The organism is Deinococcus arboris (assembly GCF_009755355.1).
Classification (GTDB): domain Bacteria; phylum Deinococcota; class Deinococci; order Deinococcales; family Deinococcaceae; genus Deinococcus; species Deinococcus betulae.
Map to the genome: position 1 here is coordinate 1 of NZ_WQLB01000049.1, position 18,569 is coordinate 18,569.

Genomic DNA, 18,569 nt, shown 5'->3' on the forward strand with positions numbered 1-18,569 from the left:
AAGGCAGACAGGGGAGGCGGGGCCCCGACCTTTTGCAGCGTACCCTGACCCTATGCCTGACCTGCCCACGCTGCTGGCGTTCACCGCTGCCTCGCTGGCGCTGCTGCTGGTGCCAGGGCCCAGCGTGCTGTTCATCGTGGCGCGCAGCCTCCACCAGGGACGTCGGGCGGGGCTGGTCTCGGCGCTGGGGGTACAGGTGGGCGGGCTGGTGCATGTGCTGGCCGCCACCCTGGGCGTGTCGGCCCTGGTGCTGTCCTCCGCGCTGCTGTTTTCGGTGCTGAAGTGGGTGGGGGCCATCTACCTGGTGGTGCTGGGCCTCCGCACCTGGCTGGCGCGCGATCCTGCTCCCGTAGACTGGGGAGCCTCGCCGGCCCAACCGCTGCGGCGGATGTTCACTCAGGGCGCGGTGGTCAATCTCCTGAATCCCAAAACGGCGCTGTTCTTTCTGGCCTTTCTGCCCCAGTTCGTGCGGCCTGACCAGGGGCCCGTCTGGGCGCAGACGCTGCTGCTGGGCGGCTTGTTTCTGGTGCTGGCGACCCTCAGTGACTCGGCGTATGCGCTGCTGGCCGGCAGTGTGGGGCGCCGGTTGCAGGGCGCCCTGGCTACCCGCTGGCAGCGCTACCTCACCGGAGGCGTATTTATTGCGCTGGGCCTCGGCACGGCGTCGGTGCAGCGCGCCTAGCCCCCTACCCCAGCATCTGCATCTCGCTCAGGCCGTTTAAAAACTCCCGCTCGGGGTAGGTGTCCGGGTCAAAGCCCCTGTCACCCTCGGCGGGCGTCACAGACAGCGAAGCAAAGTCAAACAGGTCGCGGTCCAGCAGGTGGCTGGGGGTCACGCGGGTCAGGGCGCGCAGAATGTTGTTCAGGCGGCCCGGATGCTCGTGCTCCCAGCCTTCGAGCATCTCGCCCACCACCTGGCGCTGGAGGTTGGCCTGACTGCCGCACAGGTTGCACGGAATAATCGGAAACTGCCGCGCCTGGGCGTAGCGGACGATGTCCTGCTCGGCTATGTACGCCAGCGGCCGGATAACCACGTTGGTCCCGTCGTCGCTTTGCAGTTTGGGCGGCATGGCCTTGAGGCGCGCGCCGAAAAACAGGTTCATAAAGAGCGTCTCTAGGATGTCGTCGCGGTGGTGGCCCAGCGCAATTTTGGTCGCGCCAATCGCCCGCGCGTGGCCGTACAGGATGCCCCGGCGCAGGCGGCTGCACAGCGCGCAGGTGGTCTTGCCTTCCGGCGTCTTTTCCTTGACCACGCTGTAGGTGTCCTGGGTCAGCAGGTCGTGCCGCACCCCCAAGTCTGTGAGGTAACGGGGCAGCACGTCTTTGGGAAAGCCCGGCTGCCCCTGGTCCAGGTTCACAGCCACGAGTTCAAACTTCACTGGGGCCTTCTTTTGCAGGTGCAGCAGCACGTCCAGCAGCGTGTAGCTGTCTTTGCCGCCCGACAGGCAGACCATGACCCGGTCGCCGTCTTCGATCATGCGGTAGTCGCCAATGGCCTGGCCCACCCCCCGGACAATCGGGGCAAACAGGCGGGTGGTGTCGGGGGCGGTGGGGGAGGAGGCAGGGTAGGTCATGGGGCGCGGGGCCTATGGTACGCGCTGGCTGGCCCGCCAAGTGTTCCCTGACGGGGACGCTCATGCTTTGGGGGGATGAGCCCGCAGGGGGCCGCGTGGCAAACTGCGCCGCATGACGGCTCTGCGCCCAGTCGCCCTGCCCGCCGCAGCCTCGCCGCGCGCCCCCCACCGTGACGCCCGCCTCTGCGGCCGCCTCACTGGCCCGCTACAGTGACCCGGATGAGGTTCTTCAATGGACTGGCGGCGCTGCTGCTGGCCGGCGCGGCGGGCGCCGGGGGGCTGTGGTACGCCTGGGGCCGCGACCTGCCCAGCGTGTCTGAACTGGACGTGCTGGAATTCAGCGGCCAGACGCGCGTGTATGACCGGGCCGGCACCCTGGTCGGCACCCTAACCCCCAGCCTCAGCAGTGGGGGCAGCGTGAACCGCGACCTGCTCAAGGCCCCGCAAATCAGCCCCTGGCTGCAAAAGGCGGTCGTGACGAGTGAGGACCGCCGCTTTTATCAGCACGGCGGCGTGGACGCCCTCGGGATTGCGCGCGGTCTTCTCAAGGGCCTGCTGCAAAACGACCTGGAAGGCGGCAGCTCCATTACCCAGCAGGTCGTTAAAAATACCCTGCTGGACGACCTGGAGGGTGCCCGCACCGCCGAACGCAAGTTCAAGGAAGCCGTACTGGCCTATCAGGTCGAGCGCAACTTTGACAAGGCGCAGATTCTCAATGCCTATCTGAACGTCATCTACTGGGGTGATGGAGGCAGCCGCGACATTCTGGGCGCTGGGGGCGCGGCCCACGCTTACTTTGGCAAAAGTGCCGCCGAGCTGAACCTGGCCGAGAGTGTGTACCTGGCGACCATCATTCCGGCGCCCAACCGGCGCTACAAGGACTTTGCGGCTTACCGCCCTCTGATGAAAAACCTGATGGCGCGCATGGTGGAAGACGGCCAGGTGTCGCAGGCCGAGGCCGACGCGGCCTGGACCACGCCGATCTACCCGGCAGGCTGGCGCATCGGCTGGAACAATGACGGCACGCTGCGCTCGGCGGTGCTGGAACGCCCAGAGCGACTGGACGAAAACCTCAAGCGGCTGGAGGGCGGCGGGCGCTACGCCAACTTCTCCTATCTGCAAGCCGTGGAAAAGGAACTGACGCCCCTGATTGGCCGCAAGGCGCTGTACGGCGGCGGTCGGATCTACACCGGCATGAGCGCGCAGGCCCAGGCCGCCGCCGAGACCGCCAGTCAGAATGCCCGCCTGCCCGACGGCGCGACCCTGGGGCTGGCCCTGGTGCGCCCCGACAGCGGCGAGGTGCTGGCACTGGTGGGCCAGAAGCTTACGGGTGGCCGCCCCAGCGACTGGAACAATGCCCTTCAGGCGCGCCGCCAGGTGGGCAGCAGTGTGAAGCCCCTGCTATATACCCTGGCCCTGGAAAAAGGCTGGAAGCAGAGCGACACCGTGCTGGACGCGCCTATTCGCGGCGACTACCAGCCCATGAATTACAACCGCCGCTGGACTGGCCGGTATGTCACGCTGCGGTACTCTCTAGACCACAGCCTGAACCTGCCGACCGTGCGCATGGCGCAGGAACTGGGCATCGGCACCTTCGAGGCCAAGCTGCGTGAACTGAACCTGACGCCCCCGGCCAACGCGGGGCTGCCCCTGAGCATCGGCACCCTGGAAGCCAGTCCGCTGCAAATGGCCGCCGCCTACGCCACCTTCGCCAACGGGGGGCTGTATTTCACGCCGACGCTGGTGCGCAAGGTCGAGGACGCGCGCGGTAAGGTGCTGTACACCCGCCCCGCCCCTGTGGCCAAGCGGGTCTGGGACGCCCGCACCGCCTGGCTGGGCCTGGACATGCTGCGCGGTGTCGTGAATGACCTCAGCATCCCGCAGGGCGGCCTGGCCACCCGCGCCCTGATTCCGGGCTGGCCCGTGGGGGGCAAGACCGGCACCACCAACGATGTCAAGGACCTGTGGTTTGCGGGCGTGACCCCCACGGTGGCGGGCGCCGTGTGGGTGGGCCGGCAGGAAGGCGGCGCCCTGCCCGGCTGGGCCACCAGCGGCGACGTCCCCACGCCGGTCTGGCAGCAGGCGGTGGCGGGCGCCTTGCAGGGCCAGCCGGTCGCCAGTTTCCGCGAGCCGCAGGGCATCGAGTACCGCGTGGTGCGGCAGGTCAACATGGCGTTCCGTGCGGGCGAGGGCGATAGCGCCCCCACCGCCCGCGACGGCAGCGGCAGTGGGGGCGGTTTCTTTACCCGGCGCCGCGCCCCTGAACCCGAGGCGCAGCCAGTGCCCGTTCCCGCGTCTGTCCCCGAGCCGTCAGAGCCGGTGGTGCCTGACCCAGAGCCCGCCCTGCCCCCCGAGCCTGAGGAGGTGACTCCCGAGCCGCTCCCCAGTCAGGAGCCAGTGCCTGCCGATGATGCTGAGCCCACCGAACCGGTGACCGCGGACCCTGCGCCCGAGCCTGTCCCTGAGCCGCAACCAGAACCGCTGCCCCTGCCCGACCCCGGAACGGTCCCCACCCCTGACCCGGAGCCGGTGACGCCCGAACCGACCTTCGAGGATGAGGTGGTCGTGCCTGATCCCCCCGAGCCGCTGCCTCCCGCCGCCACCGATGACCTCCTCAACGAATTGGAGCCGCTGGATTAGTGGGAGAGCCTTTGACCGCTGTAGCTCAGTGGGTTTGAGGAAGACCCTTTAGCATCTGCATCGAGCCAACTGACAAAGCTGCGCGTTAAAGGGCATCACCGTCTAAGCCAGCAGGTGGAGTCGGTCAGCATGCCGGTCTCTCTCCCTGCAATGAGGGTCCAGTGGCCTCTGGCCGGTGTTTGCGGCCCAGCCTCTAAACTGCCTTCATGTCTCTGGGGCTCTGGCTCGTCACCTTGCTGGCCTGCGTGCTGGCGCCCGTCAGTGTGATGGCGCTGGGCCGCCGCCTGCCCCAGGTGTCGGTCTCAGGGCTGGTAGGTGAGGGGCTCACGGCCGCCTTGCTGGCGGTGCTGCTGCTCAATGACGCCCCTCTGTACGCCCTGCTGCTGGTCTTTGTCGCAGGCGCAGGGGGCACCGGGCTGGCCCTGGCCCGGCACCTGCGCTAGCAGAACGCTACACTTCCGCCCATGTCTGCCCGTGCACGCGGCGCCCTGCTGCTGATTCTCGTGACCTGTCTGTGGGGCAGCACGTTCGCTGTGGTCAAGACCTTGGGCGAGAGCCTGAGCGCCCCGGTTCTGATTGCCTGGCGCTTTTCGATTGCGGCGCTGGCGCTGTTGCCGCTGCTGCTGTGGCGCCCAGCCCGCGCAGCGCCCCCAGCTGGACTGGGCCGCCCGCTGTGGCGCGATGGGCTGCTGCTAGGCGCCTGGCTGATTGCCGGCTACGGCACCCAGACGGTGGCGCTGCAAACCACCAGCGCCAACCGAGCCGCGTTTTTTACGGCCCTGAGCGTGGTGCTGGTGCCGCTGTGGCTGGCCGTGGTCCAGCGCCGCCGCCTGCCGCTAACCCTGTGGGCGGCGCTGCCGCTGGCTGTGGCGGGCCTGGCCCTGCTGTCGTGGGAAGGCGGCGCGCTGGTGGTGGGCGACGCCTGGGCACTGGCCTGCGCCGTGACCTACGCCGGGTTTATCGTGGCGCTGGAAGGCACGGCGCACCGGCACGCCGCGCTGCCCTTTACCGCCGTGCAGGTGCTGAGTGTCACCGGGCTGGCGTGGCTCTGGGCGCTGCTGGCCAGCCCTGGTGAACTGTGGCCGCCCGCCTCTGCCTGGGGGCCGCTGCTCTACCTGGGCGTGGCCGCGACGGCTGTAACCACCCTGCTGCAAACCGTGGGCCAGCGCCACGTCAGCGCCGCCGAGGCCAGCCTGATCTACGCCCTGGAACCTGTGACCGCCAGTGCTTTCAGCTATGTGCTGCTGCGTGAACAGATCGGCGCGCGCGGCGCGCTGGGCGGCGCTTTCGTGGTGGTCGCAACGGTCCTGAGCCAGCGCGCGGCAGCCAGCCCTCATCCCGAAACGCCTGCTGTGCAAGCCGAGAACTCGTAGCAGCCTTTAGGCAGGGGAGGTCTTTTAGCCTCTTCAAAGGGAGTTGGTGGCCCTTTTCCTGACGGAACGGTGGATCGCTCTGGACAGCAAACTTACGCGGTTAAAAGAGTGGGCTGTGCGTGAAATAGAGCACCGCTGTCAATCCTCCTGGTCAGCTCGCCGCAAAAGTGAAAGAGGGCCGGACACTTTCCGGCCCGCCTTGATTGGGTTCCTTATCTCGCCCGTGCCTGGTCGGGCATCAGCAGGGTTTTCAGGGCGGGGCTGCCGCCCCAGACGCTACGCAGGCCATTTTGGACCGCCGAGCCACTGACGGCGCGGTAAAGCACTGGCGGCAGGCTGGGGGACGGGTAGACGCCCCGCTTGCCCTCGGTGCCCACCTTCACGTCTAGAGGAAAGCCCAGCGCCAGCGTCGAAATCAGCACGCCGCCCAGCACAAACCCGCCCACGGCCCCGGCCCCCAGGTGCCAGGGGTTTTCCAGCGGCATGGGGACCAGGCGCAGAATCACGGTGGCAATCCCCACACCCAGCGCGGCGCTGAGGAGTGCCGCCAGCGGACCCCCCACCAGTGCATTGGCCAGGAAGGCGGCGGCCAGGCCCCCAACCCCCCAGGCCAGGCCCGCCAAACCGCGCCGCGCCCCCAGGGCAGTGATTACGGCCCACAAGGTCACCAGCAGCGCATCGAACCAGGTCATCACGTTCCGCAGTGTACTGGGGCGCGCTTACAAAAACCTGCTGCGGCGGCCTCAGGTGGGACAGAGGAGAAGGGCCAATAGGCTTTGAGTGCTGCCTGCAGGAGCAGTGGGGCTGGTGACGGCAAGAAGGCCGATCAGTAGGTCGTCGCCTGGCCCCGAAGTGGACAGAGCCCCGTCTGACTTCCCAGGCAGCCGTCCCAATGTGCGCGGCGGCGCTGCCCTACACTGGGGCCATGATTCGCGTTTTGCTGGTGGATGACCACGCGCTGTTTCGGCAGGGCCTTCGCAGCCTGCTGGAATCCGAAGGCATGCGGGTCATCGGAGAGGCGGCCAACGGCCGGGAAGCGATTCGGTACGCGGCCGATACCCACCCGGACGTGATTCTCATGGACATCCAGATGCCCGAGCTGGACGGCGTCAAGGCCACCCAGAGCATCCTGGAAATCGACCCGAATTCGCGGGTCATCATGATCACCATGTACCGTCAGGACCGCTACGTCTTTGAAGCGGTGAAGGCCGGAGCCCGCGGCTATGTCCTGAAAGACGCTGACGCCACCACCCTGCTGGACGTGATTAAGCGGGTAGCGGCGGGTGAAGCGCTGCTGGACGCCGATATGGCCCAGAACGTGCTGGACGATTTCCGCGATAAGCGCGAGGAACTGCCCAGCGAGAAGCACGCCGACCTCAACGAACGCGAAACTATGATTCTCAAGCTGCTGGCCCAGGGCTTTTCCAACCAGGACATCGCCCTGCGGCTGGATATCAGCGAGAAGACCGTGCGCAACCGCCTCTCTGAAATTTTTACCAAATTGCAGCTGAACAACCGCACCCAGGCGGCGCTGTACGCCATCCGTGAGGGCATCGCCAACCTTGACTAGAAACCGTCACGTTCGCCTGCCGGCCCCGCGCACGCCCGTGGCCTTTCAGGCGGGCTGCGGGCGGCAGTGGAGCCTGCCCAGCGCCGAAGCGGACCTGGCCTACACCGAGCAGGCATTTCCCGAGTGCCCTGGCTGTACCCACCGCGTCGAGCCCGAGGGCGGGCCGCCTTTTTGCACCCTGCGCCCAGTCGGCACTGCGCACCCCTTCGCGGCGCTGGCCGGCCTGGTTCTGCCCGACGAATGACCGCTGATCTGGTCACCGCCTTTCGCACCCGGCTGACTGAGGCCGGTTTTAAAGGTGAGGTGGGGCTGCGCGTCTGCACACTGGACGGCACCGAACTGGCCGCGTGGCAGGCCGGGCTGGTGTTTCCGGCCGCCAGTACCATCAAGGTGCCGCTGCTGATCCTGGCCCTTCAGGAGGCGCAGGCCGGCCGGCTGGATCTGGCGGCGCGGGTGACACTCAGGGCCGCCGATCAGGTGCCGGGCGCAGGCGTGCTGCATGAGCTGGCACCTGGCCTGGCCCTAACCTGGCAGGATGTTCTGACCCTGATGACTGTGGTCAGCGACAACACGGCGACCAATCTGGTGATCGAGCGGCTGGGGCTTGAATGGGTTGGCGCCCAGCTGCCTCTCCTCGGCTTCCCAGGCACCCGTCTGGTCGGGAAGTTGCAGGTGCCCCCCGAACAGCGCACCCCCGCCCAGCAGCGCGGCGAGCGCAATGTCACGACCGCCCACGACCAGACCGAGGGGCTGCGCGCCCTGGTGGCCGGTGAGCGGCTGGACGCGGCGCATACCGCCCTGGCGCTGGACATTCTGGGCCGGCAGCAACTGCTCGACATTCTGGGGCGTCGTGTCCCCTGCAGCCCAGACGGTGAACGGCTGTACCGGGTGGCCAGCAAGAGTGGCGAGCTGAACGGCGTGCACCACGATGTCGGGGTGCTGTTCACGCCGCGTCCCTTGCTGGTGGCGCTGCTGTCGCAGGGCGGCACCGACCCGCGCGAACACCCAGAAAACCGCGACGTGGTTGCCTTGGCCGATGCGCTCTGGCCGCTCCTGGCCATGCTAGGCGAGGTGCCCGTTTCAGGGGACATTTAACCGCTCGGTCAGGCGCATGATGCAAGGTGCCAGAAGCCTGCTTCCAGCTCAAAGAAGCGCGGCTGGGCGCGTGTTCGGCGCGTGGTATGCTGACCCGCATTAGGCCACCTGAATGCAGGACTTTTCGCCGCCCGGCGGCTGGAAAGCACAGGCCACTTCACGCTGAGGGAGAGGGAACGTGGAAAGAAACGACGCTGTCATGCCCTGGGTCGCCATCGTGTGTGCGGCCATCATGTGGATTATTCTGCTGTTCCTCTTTAACAAGGAAACGGCGCCCGAGCCTGTGGCGGTTGACCCGGCTGTCGTCGCCAGCATCAGCCAGACCTGGCCGACGGAGGGCAAGGCTGCCTTTGGCACCTGCGCTGGTTGTCACGGCGCAGAGGGTCAGGGGGGCGTGGGTCCAGCGCTGGCCAACAATGCGGACATCGTGAATGACCCGGTCTACGTCTACAACATCATCACGAAGGGCAAAGGGCAGATGCCAGCTCAGACCCAGCTCAACGAAGAGCAGGTCTATGCGGTGGCCAACTACGTGCTGCACTCGTTTGGCAACAACATCGAAGAGCCCCTGACCCCCGCCACGGTGGCTGAGGGCCAGAGCAAGATCGACCCGGCCGTGCTGAAAAACCGTAGTCGTTTCGTCCCCGAAGACCTGAAGCTTCCCGAAATTTTCCTGGCGACGTTCGTGATGGTTCTGCTGACTTACGGCCTGATCGGGCTGTACAGCGTGTGGGCTGAAGGGCTGGAACTGCACCCTGGGATTCACAAGGTGCGCGCCACGCCACTGGCCACCCTGGGCATCGTGACCACCCTGAGCTTGACTGTGGTGTTCAGCGTGCTGTTTGTCCGCCAGATGGTCACTGACTTTGCGGGCTGGGGGGCCAAAGAGCCTGTTATGCCCAATGTGACGGCCGAAGGCTTCTACGCGGCCATGATTCTGCTCTTGCTGGCCGCCAGCATCGGGCTGTACAAGAAGTTCTTCATGGACGGCGAGGTTCTCGTCGAAGACGCCAGCGGCGAGTTCCCCTGGTAAGCAGGAGAGACTGATATGACGCGTTATAAGAAGCAAGACCCGGAATTGACTCGCCGCAAGTTCATCAACGCGGCCATGGGCGGCGCGGCGGCGGTGGGCACCATCAGCCTGGTCAGCGCGCTGGGCAGTGCCAAGCCAGCCCTCCGTCTTACGGCAGACAAAGCGCCACCTCGAAAGGGTGACGTCTTGGTACACGCTGAAGCCGCTAAGGAAGGGCAGCCCATTCGCCCCTCGGAAGTCACTGAGCGCGGCGTTCCAGCCTGGCCTATGTCTGCCGATGGGGTCATTCGCAAAGGCGAACCCAATAACCAGCTTGCGGTTTACCGTTTTGAGAGAAGCCGTTTTCAAGAGCCTGCAGAGCAGGAACCGCGTGTGGTTCTGAAACTGGACGGCATTACTGCAGACGGCGTCATCGCTTATTCCAATAAGTGCACCCATGCGGGTTGCCCTGTGCCTAACGACGAAAAAGACCTCAGCAAGTTGTTCTGTGGGTGTCACTCTGGCCAATATGACCTTCTACAAGGTTGTAAGAAGATAGGCGGTCCGCCTCCGCGTTCTATGCCACAGTTACCTATCACGCTTGAAAATGACCGTTTGGTCGTGACTGAAACGTTTGTCACCGCTCCCTTTGGGTTTCTCAACGAGCAGGATTGGGAGACATACCTTCAACAGGTAGAGGAGATTCTCGGATGAACCAGTGGCTTGATGACCGCCTGCACATCTCGCGCCTGAACGACAAGTTCCTGCGCAAAGCGTTTCCTGTTCATCACTCGTTCTTCCTGGGTGAGATCACGCTGTTCAGTCTGATCGTGCTGATTATTACTGGCATCCTGCTCGCGCTGAGCTACGAGCCCAGCAACTCGCTGGTAATCAACTCGTTTGATCCCGGTTCGGCGACCAAGCCGAATCTGGTGCCAGCGGCCTACCATTCGGCGCTCAAGATTAACGCCATGCCCTTCGGTGACATGCTCAGGCGCGTGCACCACTGGATGGCCAATATCATGGTGGCGGCGGCCGTCATCCACATGATGCGCGTGTACTTCACGGGCGCGTTCAAGAAACCCCGTGAAATCAACTGGTGGATCGGCATGTTGCTGCTGATTTTCGCAGCGCTGACCGCCGTGACCGGCTACATCCTGCCCTACGACAACTACGCCTACAACACCGTCAGCGTGATCTACGCCATCGTGAAGTCTGTGCCCTGGGTCGGCGACTGGGCCGCGCAGGCTGCATTCGCGGGCCGCTTCCCCGGCGACGGCATCATTCCGCGAATCTACGGCTACCACATCATGCTGCTGCCGGGCATTCTGCTGGCGCTGACTGGCGCGCACATGCTGATCATGATCAAGCAGAAGCACACCCAGCCGCAGTACGCCAAGCGTCTGGCCTACAAGAAGATTGTCGGAGTGCCGCTGTCCACCCAGCAGACGCCCATCATGCTCCTGCTGGCTCTGCTATTCACCGGCCTCGTGATGCTGTTTGCTGCCTTTATTCCCGTTCACCCAGTTGAGTTCTTTGGTCCGCCCAGCCCTCAGCCCATCAGCAGCATCAAGCCGGACTGGTACCTCCTCTGGGTCTTCGGTGCGTTGGCGATTATTCCTGGCTTTGAACTGGAAGTGCTGGGCGGCGTGATCAGCGCCGAGTTTGTGGGTGCCATGGTGCTGCCTGGTCTGATCATCGGTCTGATGTTTGCGGTGCCGATGCTGGACCGCAGCAAGGACAACCAGTACTACGCCGAGAACCCCACCAATCACCCTGTGCGTCTGGCAGCGGGCATAGCCTTTATGGCCATGATGATTGTGCTGTCGGTCGCCGGCTACAAGATTGAGCTGGTGCAGAGTGGGATCTTGACGTCTGCGAATGCCAATGCAGTGCTCTGGATTCTGACGTTCCTGGTCCCGGCCGTTAGCTACTTTGGGACGCTGGGCATCGTGCGCGGTATCCGTGCCTTGCGCGAAGCTGACGAGCGCGAGACGTTGGCGCACGCCCACGCTGACGACTGAGCTTCTTATCCACAAGCGGCCCTGGCAATTTGAGCCAGGGCCGCGTTTCTGTGCTCAACTGCCCTGATGGATAATCTGGCAAAGGAACTGGCCAAAGAGGCCCGCCGGCTGGGTCTGGCCGAACTGGCGGCCGATCCTATTGACCCGACCAGCGCTCTGGCGTTCGCTAACTATGTTCTAGAGGAGTTGGCCGCGCGGGGCCTTCTTCCACAACAGAACTGTGCGCCAGGGTGTTGGGCACAGCCCCGCAGCCAGGGCCACTAAAAAGCGCTACCTGAATCGGCGGCGCTGCGGTGTTAACTGTTCAGGCTCAGGCCTCAACTCGTTTGGGCCCCATGTTCATAGTGGGTGTGGTCCCTTCCCGGCTGCCGGCGGCGTATCCTACCTGTGCTCCAAACTGCCAGGCCAGCTTGATCATGAACTGAATAGCATCCTCGTCGTGCGAGGTAATCAGCTGCCGCAAATGCTCGGGCAGGCCGTCGGGCAGGGGCATGGTGCGAAGCTGCTCCCCATACTCACTGCGGAGCTGCTCGAACCACTCAGCGTAAGGGTTCGTCATGGCCCTAGCTTAACATGCTCACGCTCAAGGAATGTAAGCGGCGCCGACCTCTTCTCTCCACGATGAGGTCCCTGCTGTCCAGCACTTTGCTTTCCACGCACTTTTTTATTTCTCCAATGGTGTTACGCTTCACGCATGACCGCGACCACCATCCAAGACCAACCCGGCGGTGTGCCCGCCTCTGAAATCAGCATCAGTGAATTTGGCGCGCAAAAGGCTCTGGGCATCCTGGCCAACAGTGGCAAGGAAAACGCAGGTGTCCGTGTGTTTATCAAGAGTGGTGGCTGCAGTGGCTATCAGTACGGGATGGCCATTGATGACCGCGAGCTGGACGGCGACACCATCGTCATGGACCGGGGCGTCAAGCTGCTCGTGGACCGGATGAGCATGCCCCTACTGCGCGGCAGCGAAGTGGATTTCGTGGAGAACATGATGGGGGGCGGCTTCACGGTTAATAACCCCAACGCGACTTCGGCCTGTGGATGTGGGTCGTCGTTCCGCACCGATGGCGCCAAGTCGCCGGACGGCGAGGGCAGTGGCGGCTGCGCCAGTCACTAGTCGTACTCAAGGACAGCAAAGGCCGGGTCTAGCCCGGCTTTTTTTTTTGTACTGTCGGTCATTTGGGACGGGCTCTGGTTGACTAGGGACCGCCTCAGCAAAGCTGTCTTGACGCGCCCTCACCGAGCCTTATACTGACCTTCATCATTTACCCAGAAGGCAGCAGTATCGCCTGAAGAGTTCGGAGGCTTACATGAAGAAGACCCTGGCCCTTACTGCATTCCTGCTCGGCGCCGCCCTCGCCGGGCCGGCCAACAACAGCCTCGTGATTGGCACCTCGCAAGAGCCACCGAACATTTACGATCCCTGGAACACCAATAACCTGGCGATTACCAGTGAGATTAACGGATACATGGGTGCCGCCCTGATTGGTCTGGACGACGACGGCGAGCCTTACGCTGACATTGCCACCCGTGTGCCCAGCATTGCCAACGGCGACTACAAAGTCGTCAAGAATGCCGCTGGCGACGTGGTGCGCAATAGCGTCACCTACACCATCCGCAAGGATGCCAAGTGGAGTGACGGCACGGCCATCAAGGTCGCTGACTTCCAGTTCTGGCACCGCCTGGTGAACGATGACCGCGTGCCGGTGCCTGACCGCGATCCCTGGAGCCGCGCCAAGATTGCCGTGAACGACGCCGACACCTTCACCATCACCTACGACCCGCCCTACCTGTTTGCTGACCAGACCAGCCCCGGCATGGCGCCCAGCCACATCATGAGTGCGGCCTGGACGGCGTTTGATACCAAGACCAAGAACGAGAAAGACGCCAAGGTGGTCAACGAGGAGTGGAAGAAATTCATCTCGTCGTACACCACGGCGCGCAGCCTGCCCAAAGTGGTGGCGGGCCCGTTCAAGCCCACAGCCTGGCGCAGCGGCAATAGCCTGACCATGACCCGCAACGCCAACTACTGGCTGCAACCCAAGAACCCTGAAAACTACGTGCAGAACATCACATACCGGTTTATTCCCAACACCAATACTCTGAAGGTTAACATCCTGTCGGGTCAGCTGGACGCCGTGAGCGCCGTGGGTCTGACCTTCGATCAGGGCGTGGACCTGACTCGCACCGAGCGCGGCAAGTACAAGACCTACTTTGTTCCCGGCGCTGTGTGGGAGCACATTGACATCAACACGCGCGGCCAGAAGGCCAAGGACCTGGACCTGGATGACCCCCGGATGCGTCAGGCGCTGCTGTACGCCATTGACCGTGACGCGCTGACCAAGGCGCTGTTCCAGGGCCGTCAGGCGGTGTCGAACAGCTGGGTGAACCCCATCAGCAAGCTGTACAAGAAGGATGTCAACGACTACAACTACAACCAGGCGCGTGCCAAGCAGCTGTTCGCTGCCCTGGGCTGGACGGCCGGTTCTGACGGCATCCTGCAAAAAGGTGGCAAGAAGCTCAGCCTGAACTTTGGCACCACTGCGGGCAACACCGTCCGTGAGCGCGTGCAGCAGATTCTGCAGGCCCAGTGGAAGCAGGTGGGCGTGCAGGTCAACATCCAGAACTACCCATCCAGCGTGTTCTTCGGGCCCGACTTCCTGAGCAAGGGTCAGGAAGGCAAATGGGACCTGGCCATGTACGCCTGGACCGGCAACCCAATTTTCGAGGAAGGCAACCTCTTCAAGGGTGAAGGCATTCCCACCGCCGCCAACGGCTACGCTGGCCAGAACAACGCCGGCTGGAACAACGCCGAATTCAACCGCCTGCACAAGCAGGCCCAGGTCGAATTCAACCTGAGCGAGCGCATCAAGCTGTTTGACCGCATGCAGACGGTCTGGAACACCGAAGTGCCTTCGCTGCCGCTGTACTACCGCGTGAACGTGTACACCAAGGTGCCGGGTCTGGTGAACTACACCTTCAGCGCCTACACGCTGTACCCCAGCTGGAACTCGGCCAAGATTGGCTGGGCCAGCAAGGGCGCCGTCGAGGAGTACAAGCAGAAGTAAGCCGGTCTTGCCGGGTCAGGCGCCTCTGGGCGCTCACCGGATATACCGGACGCGGGAGGCTTCGCCAGCAGGCGTTGCTTCCCGCCTCTCTTTGGGGCCGCTGGCCTTCTCTCCGAGGAACGTTATGGGAACCTACGCCTTACGCCGCGTCATTCAGATGATTCCGCTTCTCTTTGTCATCAGCCTGCTGATTTTTATGCTGACCGCCTTGCAACCAGGTGACCCGGTCGACCAGTTGGTCTTTGGCAACAGCAATATCACCGCCGACGACATCGCCCGGCTGAAGGCCGCTTACGGTCTCGATCAGCCCTGGTTTACCCGCTACTTTTTCTGGCTTAAACAGGCCGTCGTGGGAAATTTCGGCTACTCGCAGGACTTTGGCATTCCAGCGCTGGATTTCGTGTTCAGGGACCGCCTGCCCAACACCCTGCTGCTGACGGTACCGGCCCTGGTGATCAGCACGCTGATTGCCGTACCCCTGGGCATTTTCAGTGCTGTGCGGCAGTATTCGGTGCTGGACTACGTCCTGACGTTTTTTGCTTTTCTGGCCGTCAGTGCCCCGGTATTCTGGGTAGGTGCACTAGCGCTGTACTTCTTCGCCGTGTTCCTGCCAGGAGCCACTGGCGGCGTCCTGTCGCTGCCGCCTGGAGGCCTGGGCAGCGCAGACCTCGCCCCAGATGCCGGGTGGTGGGCCACGACACTGGACAAGCTGAAGTACCTCATCCTGCCGATGATGATTCTGATGCTGCGTGAAATCGCCGTGACCCTGCGGTTCATGCGGGCCAACATGCTCGAAACCCTGACGCAGGACTATGTCCGTACTGCACGGGCCAAGGGGCTGGGGGACCGCCGTGTGCTCTACAAACACGCCTTACGCAACGCGGTGACGCCTATTGTCACGCTGCTGGGGCTCAGCATTCCGGGCCTCTTCGGCGGCGCTGTCATTACAGAAACCGTCTTTTCCTGGCCCGGCATGGGCAAAGCCATTCTGGACGCACTGGTCAGCAAGGATTTTAACGTTGTCATGACCTGCCTGATGCTCCTGGCCCTGCTGACGGTCATTTTCCAATTGCTGACCGACCTGGCTTACGGCCTGGTTGACCCCCGCGTTCGGTATTCCTGAGGCCTGCTGATGACCACTGTGACCGCTGCACCCCCCAAGCGCGCCCGGAGCCGCTCGACCTTTCAAATCGCCTTACGCCGCCTGCGCAAACACAAAGCTGCCATGTTCAGCTTGGTGGTTATCGCGCTGCTGATCCTGATGGCCCTGTTCGCGCCCTGGATTGCTCCATTTGACCCGAACGCCCAGGACCTTGCGGGTATCTATGCACCGCCCAGCAGCCAGCACGTCCTGGGGCAGGACAGTCTGGGCCGCGATCTTCTCTCGCGCATCATGTATGGCAGCCGCGTCAGCCTGATTGTGGGCTTTACAGTGGCCGCCTTCAGTATTGCGCTGGGCACGCTGATGGGCCTGCTGGCCGGCTTTCTCAGCGGGCGCGTAGATACAGTGATCAGCCGCTTCATCGAGATCATGCTGTCCATTCCCGAACTGCCCCTTCAGCTGACGTTGAGTGGGTTGTTCGCTGTGAGCGACTTGCCGGCTATTGCTCGCCTGCGCGAAAACCCCAATTCCAGCGTGTTCATCATCGTCACCATCTTTACCTTCTTCGGCTGGATGGGCACCGCCCGTCTGGTGCGGGGCGAAGTGCTAAAGCTCAAGAACCTCGAATACGTGGACGCTGCTCGTGCGCTGGGTGCGCGCAGCGGCCGCATCATGTTTCGCCACCTGGTGCCTAATATTGTGGCGGTCATTATCGTGAACGGCACACTGGCGGTGGGCGGGGCGATTCTGGGCGAGGCCGCCCTATCGTTCCTGGGCTTCGGCATTCAGCCGCCGGTATCTACCTGGGGCAACATGTTGTCCAACGCCAATGAGGTGGTGCTCGAACACCCTTACATCGCGCTCTATCCAGGTCTGGCTATCCTCTTGACAGTGCTGGTGTTCAATTTTCTGGGTGACGGCCTGCGCGACGCCTTCGACCCCAAGAGCCGCCTCTAATCCCTGTTCCGACGCTTTTGCCCCGCTCCGGCGGGGTTTTTGCGGTCTGGCTGTTCCTATCGCGTATTCTGGGCTTGTGATTGTTCTTGGGATTGACCCTGGGCTCGCCAACCTCGGCCTGGGGCTGGTGGAAGGTGACGTGCGCAAAGCGCGCCACCTCTACCATGTCTGCCTGACCACAGAAAGCGCCTGGATCATGCCCCGGCGTCTGCAGTACCTCCATGAAGAGGTCTCGCGGCTACTGGCCGAGTACCGGCCGGACGCGGTGGCCATCGAGGACCAGATTCTGCGCAAGCAGGCTGATGTGGCCTTCAAGGTGGGACAGGCGTTTGGGGTGGTGCAGCTGGCGTGCGCGCAGGCAGGCGTGCCCGTTCACAGCTACGGTCCCATGCAGGTCAAGCGCTCGCTGGTCGGCACTGGCCGGGCCGAGAAAGAACAGGTCATCTACATGGTCAAGGCCACACTGGGTGTGCGCGAACTGTTTAACAACCACGCGGCTGACGCGCTGGCCCTGGCCCTGACCCACCTGGCCAGTGCGCCGCTTCAGGGACGTACTGCACAGCTGCTGGCCCGGTAGCCCGGTGGTGTCCCTGGCCCTGCCGCTGCTGGCTTCGGTGATTCTGACGTTTGCCTGGCTGTGGTTTTTTGTGCGCCGCGACCGCCACCCAGAGCCCCTGTGGTTGCTGGCCCGCACCTTTGGCTGGGGCATGTTGGCCTGGGTGATTGCCGCCGCTTTTGAGGCGAGTCTGGGCCGCCTGCTGGCCTCGCCGCAGTTGCTGGGTGCTCTGGTGGTGGTGCTGTTGACGGCGCTGCTGGAAGAAGGGTTCAAATTCGTGGCCGCCATGACCGCCATCTCTGAACTGAGCTTTGATGAACCGATGGACGGCCTGGTGTACGCCGTGACCGCCGCGCTGGGCTTTGCCCTGATGGAGAATGTCACCTACACCCTGGGGTTTGGTGGCGGGGCCGGTACCTGGCACGCGGTCCTGGCTACCCTGGCCCACGCCCTGTTCAGTGCGCCGCAGGGCTATGCGCTGGGCGGTCTGCACTGGGAACAGGGCCGCACCTGGGTGGTGCAGGGCCTGGCCGTGAGCGTGGTGCTGCATGCCGTGTTCAATGGTCTTCTTGTGGGTGGGGCCGGCTGGCCGCAACTGGTGGCCCTGAGCACCGTCACCCTCCTGATGGTGGGGCTGGCGGGCCGGTATTACCTCACCTTTGAGGCCCATGCCCGCGAACATGGGCCGCCGGTGACCTTTTTACAGGAACAGGCGCGCCGCCAGGCTCAGCGGGGCGGCTCCTGAAGCAGAGAAGATCTGCGGGTCACACAACGCAACGGCTTGGCTCAGGGCAGAGTGAAAGCGTGAGCAAGCCAAGAGGAGAAACCGCCTCGTCTGTCTTCGAACGACATCAGATCTACATCCTTGATCAGAGCGTTTCGTGACCCGTTTGCCCCTGTACCCAGTGTTGCCCGGTTTCATCCTGCTCGTGTTTCCAGACCGGCAGTTCAACTTTGAGCTGCTCAATCAGAAAATCGCAGGCTTCCAGAGCGGCGCGGCGGTGGGCGCTGGCCACCCCAATCAGGATGCTGGCTTCCCCGGGCATCAGGCGCCCCAGGCGGTGCTCCACCACGATACGCAAGGAGCCAAAGCGGTTTCGGGCTCCCTGCACGGCGGTATGCATGACCCTCACGGCCATCGGGTCGTGGCCTTCGTACTCGATGAAATCCACCCGTTTGCCGGCATTGGGACTGCGGACTGTCCCTACAAAATACGCCTGGGCTCCGCATTCCGGCCGCACCAGGAAGGCACTGGCCTGTTCCAGTGAGAGCCTCTCCGTTGTCACGGTGCAGAGAGTGTCATCCTCTGCGCCACCGGCCACAGGTGGGAGGAAAGCCACCTCGTCTTCGTTGTTCAGCAGGGTGCTCGGCGCCGCGTACACCTCATTTACGGCGACCATGCACCCGCGCAGACTGAGACCGAACTGCTGCTCGACGAGGGCCGCGCAGGCGCGTACGTCGCTGCCTGCTGGCACTTCCAGAGTCGTTTCCTCTACGCCCGTTTCCCGCTTCAGACGGGCAAAAAACACCACCTTCAGCTGCATGGGCCGAGGCTATCACGCACCCGAATCGGGAGATCAAGAAGTGGTTTGGCTGGG

At 63.7% G+C, this 18,569-nt stretch carries 21 protein-coding genes; 17 read left to right on the forward strand and 4 right to left on the reverse strand.

Annotation, left to right across the window (positions count from 1 at the left end; translation table 11 throughout):
* Positions 1-52: 52 nt before the first annotated feature.
* Positions 53-682 carry a LysE family translocator gene (locus tag GO986_RS21085; RefSeq protein WP_157461492.1) on the forward strand — a complete coding sequence of 210 codons (630 nt, stop codon included), beginning with the start codon at positions 53-55 and terminating at the stop codon, positions 680-682.
* Positions 683-686: 4 nt separating this feature from the next.
* On the opposite strand, the gene ttcA is transcribed toward GO986_RS21085, so the two are convergent.
* A complete protein-coding gene (gene ttcA / locus GO986_RS21090; protein ID WP_157461493.1) occupies positions 687-1,574 on the reverse strand; it encodes a tRNA 2-thiocytidine(32) synthetase TtcA in 888 nt (295 codons plus the stop codon).
* Between the two features lie 219 nt (positions 1,575-1,793).
* On the opposite strand from ttcA, the gene GO986_RS21095 reads away from it, so the two are divergent.
* The 3 genes from GO986_RS21095 to GO986_RS21105 all read left to right on the forward strand — a co-directional run bounded on the left by GO986_RS21095 (position 1,794) and on the right by GO986_RS21105 (position 5,587).
* The gene (locus tag GO986_RS21095) at positions 1,794-4,214 is read left to right on the forward strand and encodes a transglycosylase domain-containing protein (RefSeq protein WP_157461494.1); all 2,421 of its coding nucleotides are present in this window, start codon (positions 1,794-1,796) and stop codon (positions 4,212-4,214) included.
* Positions 4,215-4,420: 206 nt separating this feature from the next.
* Positions 4,421-4,657: a hypothetical protein gene (locus GO986_RS21100; protein ID WP_157461495.1), complete on the forward strand. Its 237-nt coding sequence runs from the start codon at positions 4,421-4,423 to the stop codon at positions 4,655-4,657.
* A gap of 21 nt (positions 4,658-4,678) precedes the next feature.
* Positions 4,679-5,587, forward strand: a complete 909-nt coding sequence (locus GO986_RS21105) for a DMT family transporter (protein ID WP_157461496.1) — start codon at positions 4,679-4,681, stop codon at positions 5,585-5,587.
* 212 nt (positions 5,588-5,799) lie between these two features.
* Here the strand turns inward: GO986_RS21105 and GO986_RS21110 are convergent, their stop codons facing one another.
* Complete coding sequence (locus GO986_RS21110; RefSeq protein ID WP_157461497.1) at positions 5,800-6,279, reverse strand: hypothetical protein; 480 nt, start codon at positions 6,277-6,279, stop codon at positions 5,800-5,802.
* A 233-nt stretch (positions 6,280-6,512) separates the two neighbouring features.
* Between GO986_RS21110 and GO986_RS21115 the strand changes: the two genes are divergently transcribed.
* The 7 genes from GO986_RS21115 to GO986_RS21145 all read left to right on the forward strand — a co-directional run bounded on the left by GO986_RS21115 (position 6,513) and on the right by GO986_RS21145 (position 11,552).
* Entirely contained in the window at positions 6,513-7,157 is a 645-nt protein-coding gene (locus GO986_RS21115) for a response regulator (protein ID WP_157461498.1), read from the forward strand.
* Entirely contained in the window at positions 7,150-7,401 is a 252-nt protein-coding gene (locus GO986_RS21120; RefSeq protein ID WP_224573865.1) for a hypothetical protein, read from the forward strand. Before GO986_RS21115 ends, GO986_RS21120 begins: the two co-directional genes overlap by 8 nt.
* Entirely contained in the window at positions 7,398-8,252 is an 855-nt protein-coding gene (locus GO986_RS21125) for a serine hydrolase (RefSeq protein WP_157461499.1), read from the forward strand. Before GO986_RS21120 ends, GO986_RS21125 begins: the two co-directional genes overlap by 4 nt.
* A 178-nt stretch (positions 8,253-8,430) precedes the next feature.
* Positions 8,431-9,285, forward strand: coding sequence for a c-type cytochrome (locus GO986_RS21130; protein ID WP_369409520.1), 855 nt, complete (start codon positions 8,431-8,433; stop codon positions 9,283-9,285).
* Between the two features lie 15 nt (positions 9,286-9,300).
* On the forward strand, positions 9,301-9,978 hold the full coding sequence (locus GO986_RS21135) for a QcrA and Rieske domain-containing protein (RefSeq protein WP_157461500.1): 678 nt from the start codon (positions 9,301-9,303) through the stop codon (positions 9,976-9,978).
* Positions 9,975-11,288, forward strand: a complete 1,314-nt coding sequence (locus GO986_RS21140; protein WP_157461501.1) for a cytochrome b — start codon at positions 9,975-9,977, stop codon at positions 11,286-11,288. Before GO986_RS21135 ends, GO986_RS21140 begins: the two co-directional genes overlap by 4 nt.
* Before the next feature lie 66 nt (positions 11,289-11,354).
* Positions 11,355-11,552, forward strand: coding sequence for a hypothetical protein (locus GO986_RS21145; RefSeq protein ID WP_157461502.1), 198 nt, complete (start codon positions 11,355-11,357; stop codon positions 11,550-11,552).
* Between the two features lie 46 nt (positions 11,553-11,598).
* Here GO986_RS21145 and GO986_RS21150 read toward each other — a convergent pair whose 3' ends face one another.
* Entirely contained in the window at positions 11,599-11,847 is a 249-nt protein-coding gene (locus GO986_RS21150; RefSeq protein WP_157461503.1) for a DdrH, read from the reverse strand.
* Between the two features lie 135 nt (positions 11,848-11,982).
* On the opposite strand from GO986_RS21150, the gene GO986_RS21155 reads away from it, so the two are divergent.
* From GO986_RS21155 to GO986_RS21180, 6 genes are all read left to right on the forward strand, one after another.
* The gene (locus tag GO986_RS21155; protein WP_157461504.1) at positions 11,983-12,405 is read left to right on the forward strand and encodes a HesB/IscA family protein; all 423 of its coding nucleotides are present in this window, start codon (positions 11,983-11,985) and stop codon (positions 12,403-12,405) included.
* A gap of 193 nt (positions 12,406-12,598) precedes the next feature.
* A complete protein-coding gene (locus GO986_RS21160) occupies positions 12,599-14,356 on the forward strand; it encodes a peptide ABC transporter substrate-binding protein (RefSeq protein WP_157461505.1) in 1,758 nt (585 codons plus the stop codon).
* A 124-nt stretch (positions 14,357-14,480) separates the two neighbouring features.
* Entirely contained in the window at positions 14,481-15,479 is a 999-nt protein-coding gene (locus GO986_RS21165) for an ABC transporter permease (RefSeq protein ID WP_157461506.1), read from the forward strand.
* Between the two features lie 9 nt (positions 15,480-15,488).
* Complete coding sequence (locus GO986_RS21170) at positions 15,489-16,415, forward strand: ABC transporter permease (RefSeq protein ID WP_157461507.1); 927 nt, start codon at positions 15,489-15,491, stop codon at positions 16,413-16,415.
* Between the two features lie 76 nt (positions 16,416-16,491).
* Positions 16,492-16,992 (forward strand): crossover junction endodeoxyribonuclease RuvC, encoded by a 501-nt coding sequence (gene ruvC / locus GO986_RS21175; protein WP_369409521.1) that lies wholly within the window; start codon positions 16,492-16,494, stop codon positions 16,990-16,992.
* A gap of 7 nt (positions 16,993-16,999) precedes the next feature.
* Positions 17,000-17,716, forward strand: coding sequence for a PrsW family intramembrane metalloprotease (locus GO986_RS21180; protein ID WP_369409522.1), 717 nt, complete (start codon positions 17,000-17,002; stop codon positions 17,714-17,716).
* Positions 17,717-17,840: 124 nt separating this feature from the next.
* On the opposite strand, the gene moaD is transcribed toward GO986_RS21180, so the two are convergent.
* Positions 17,841-18,515: a molybdopterin converting factor subunit 1 gene (moaD, locus tag GO986_RS21185; RefSeq protein WP_157461508.1), complete on the reverse strand. Its 675-nt coding sequence runs from the start codon at positions 18,513-18,515 to the stop codon at positions 17,841-17,843.
* Positions 18,516-18,569: the final 54 nt, after the last annotated feature.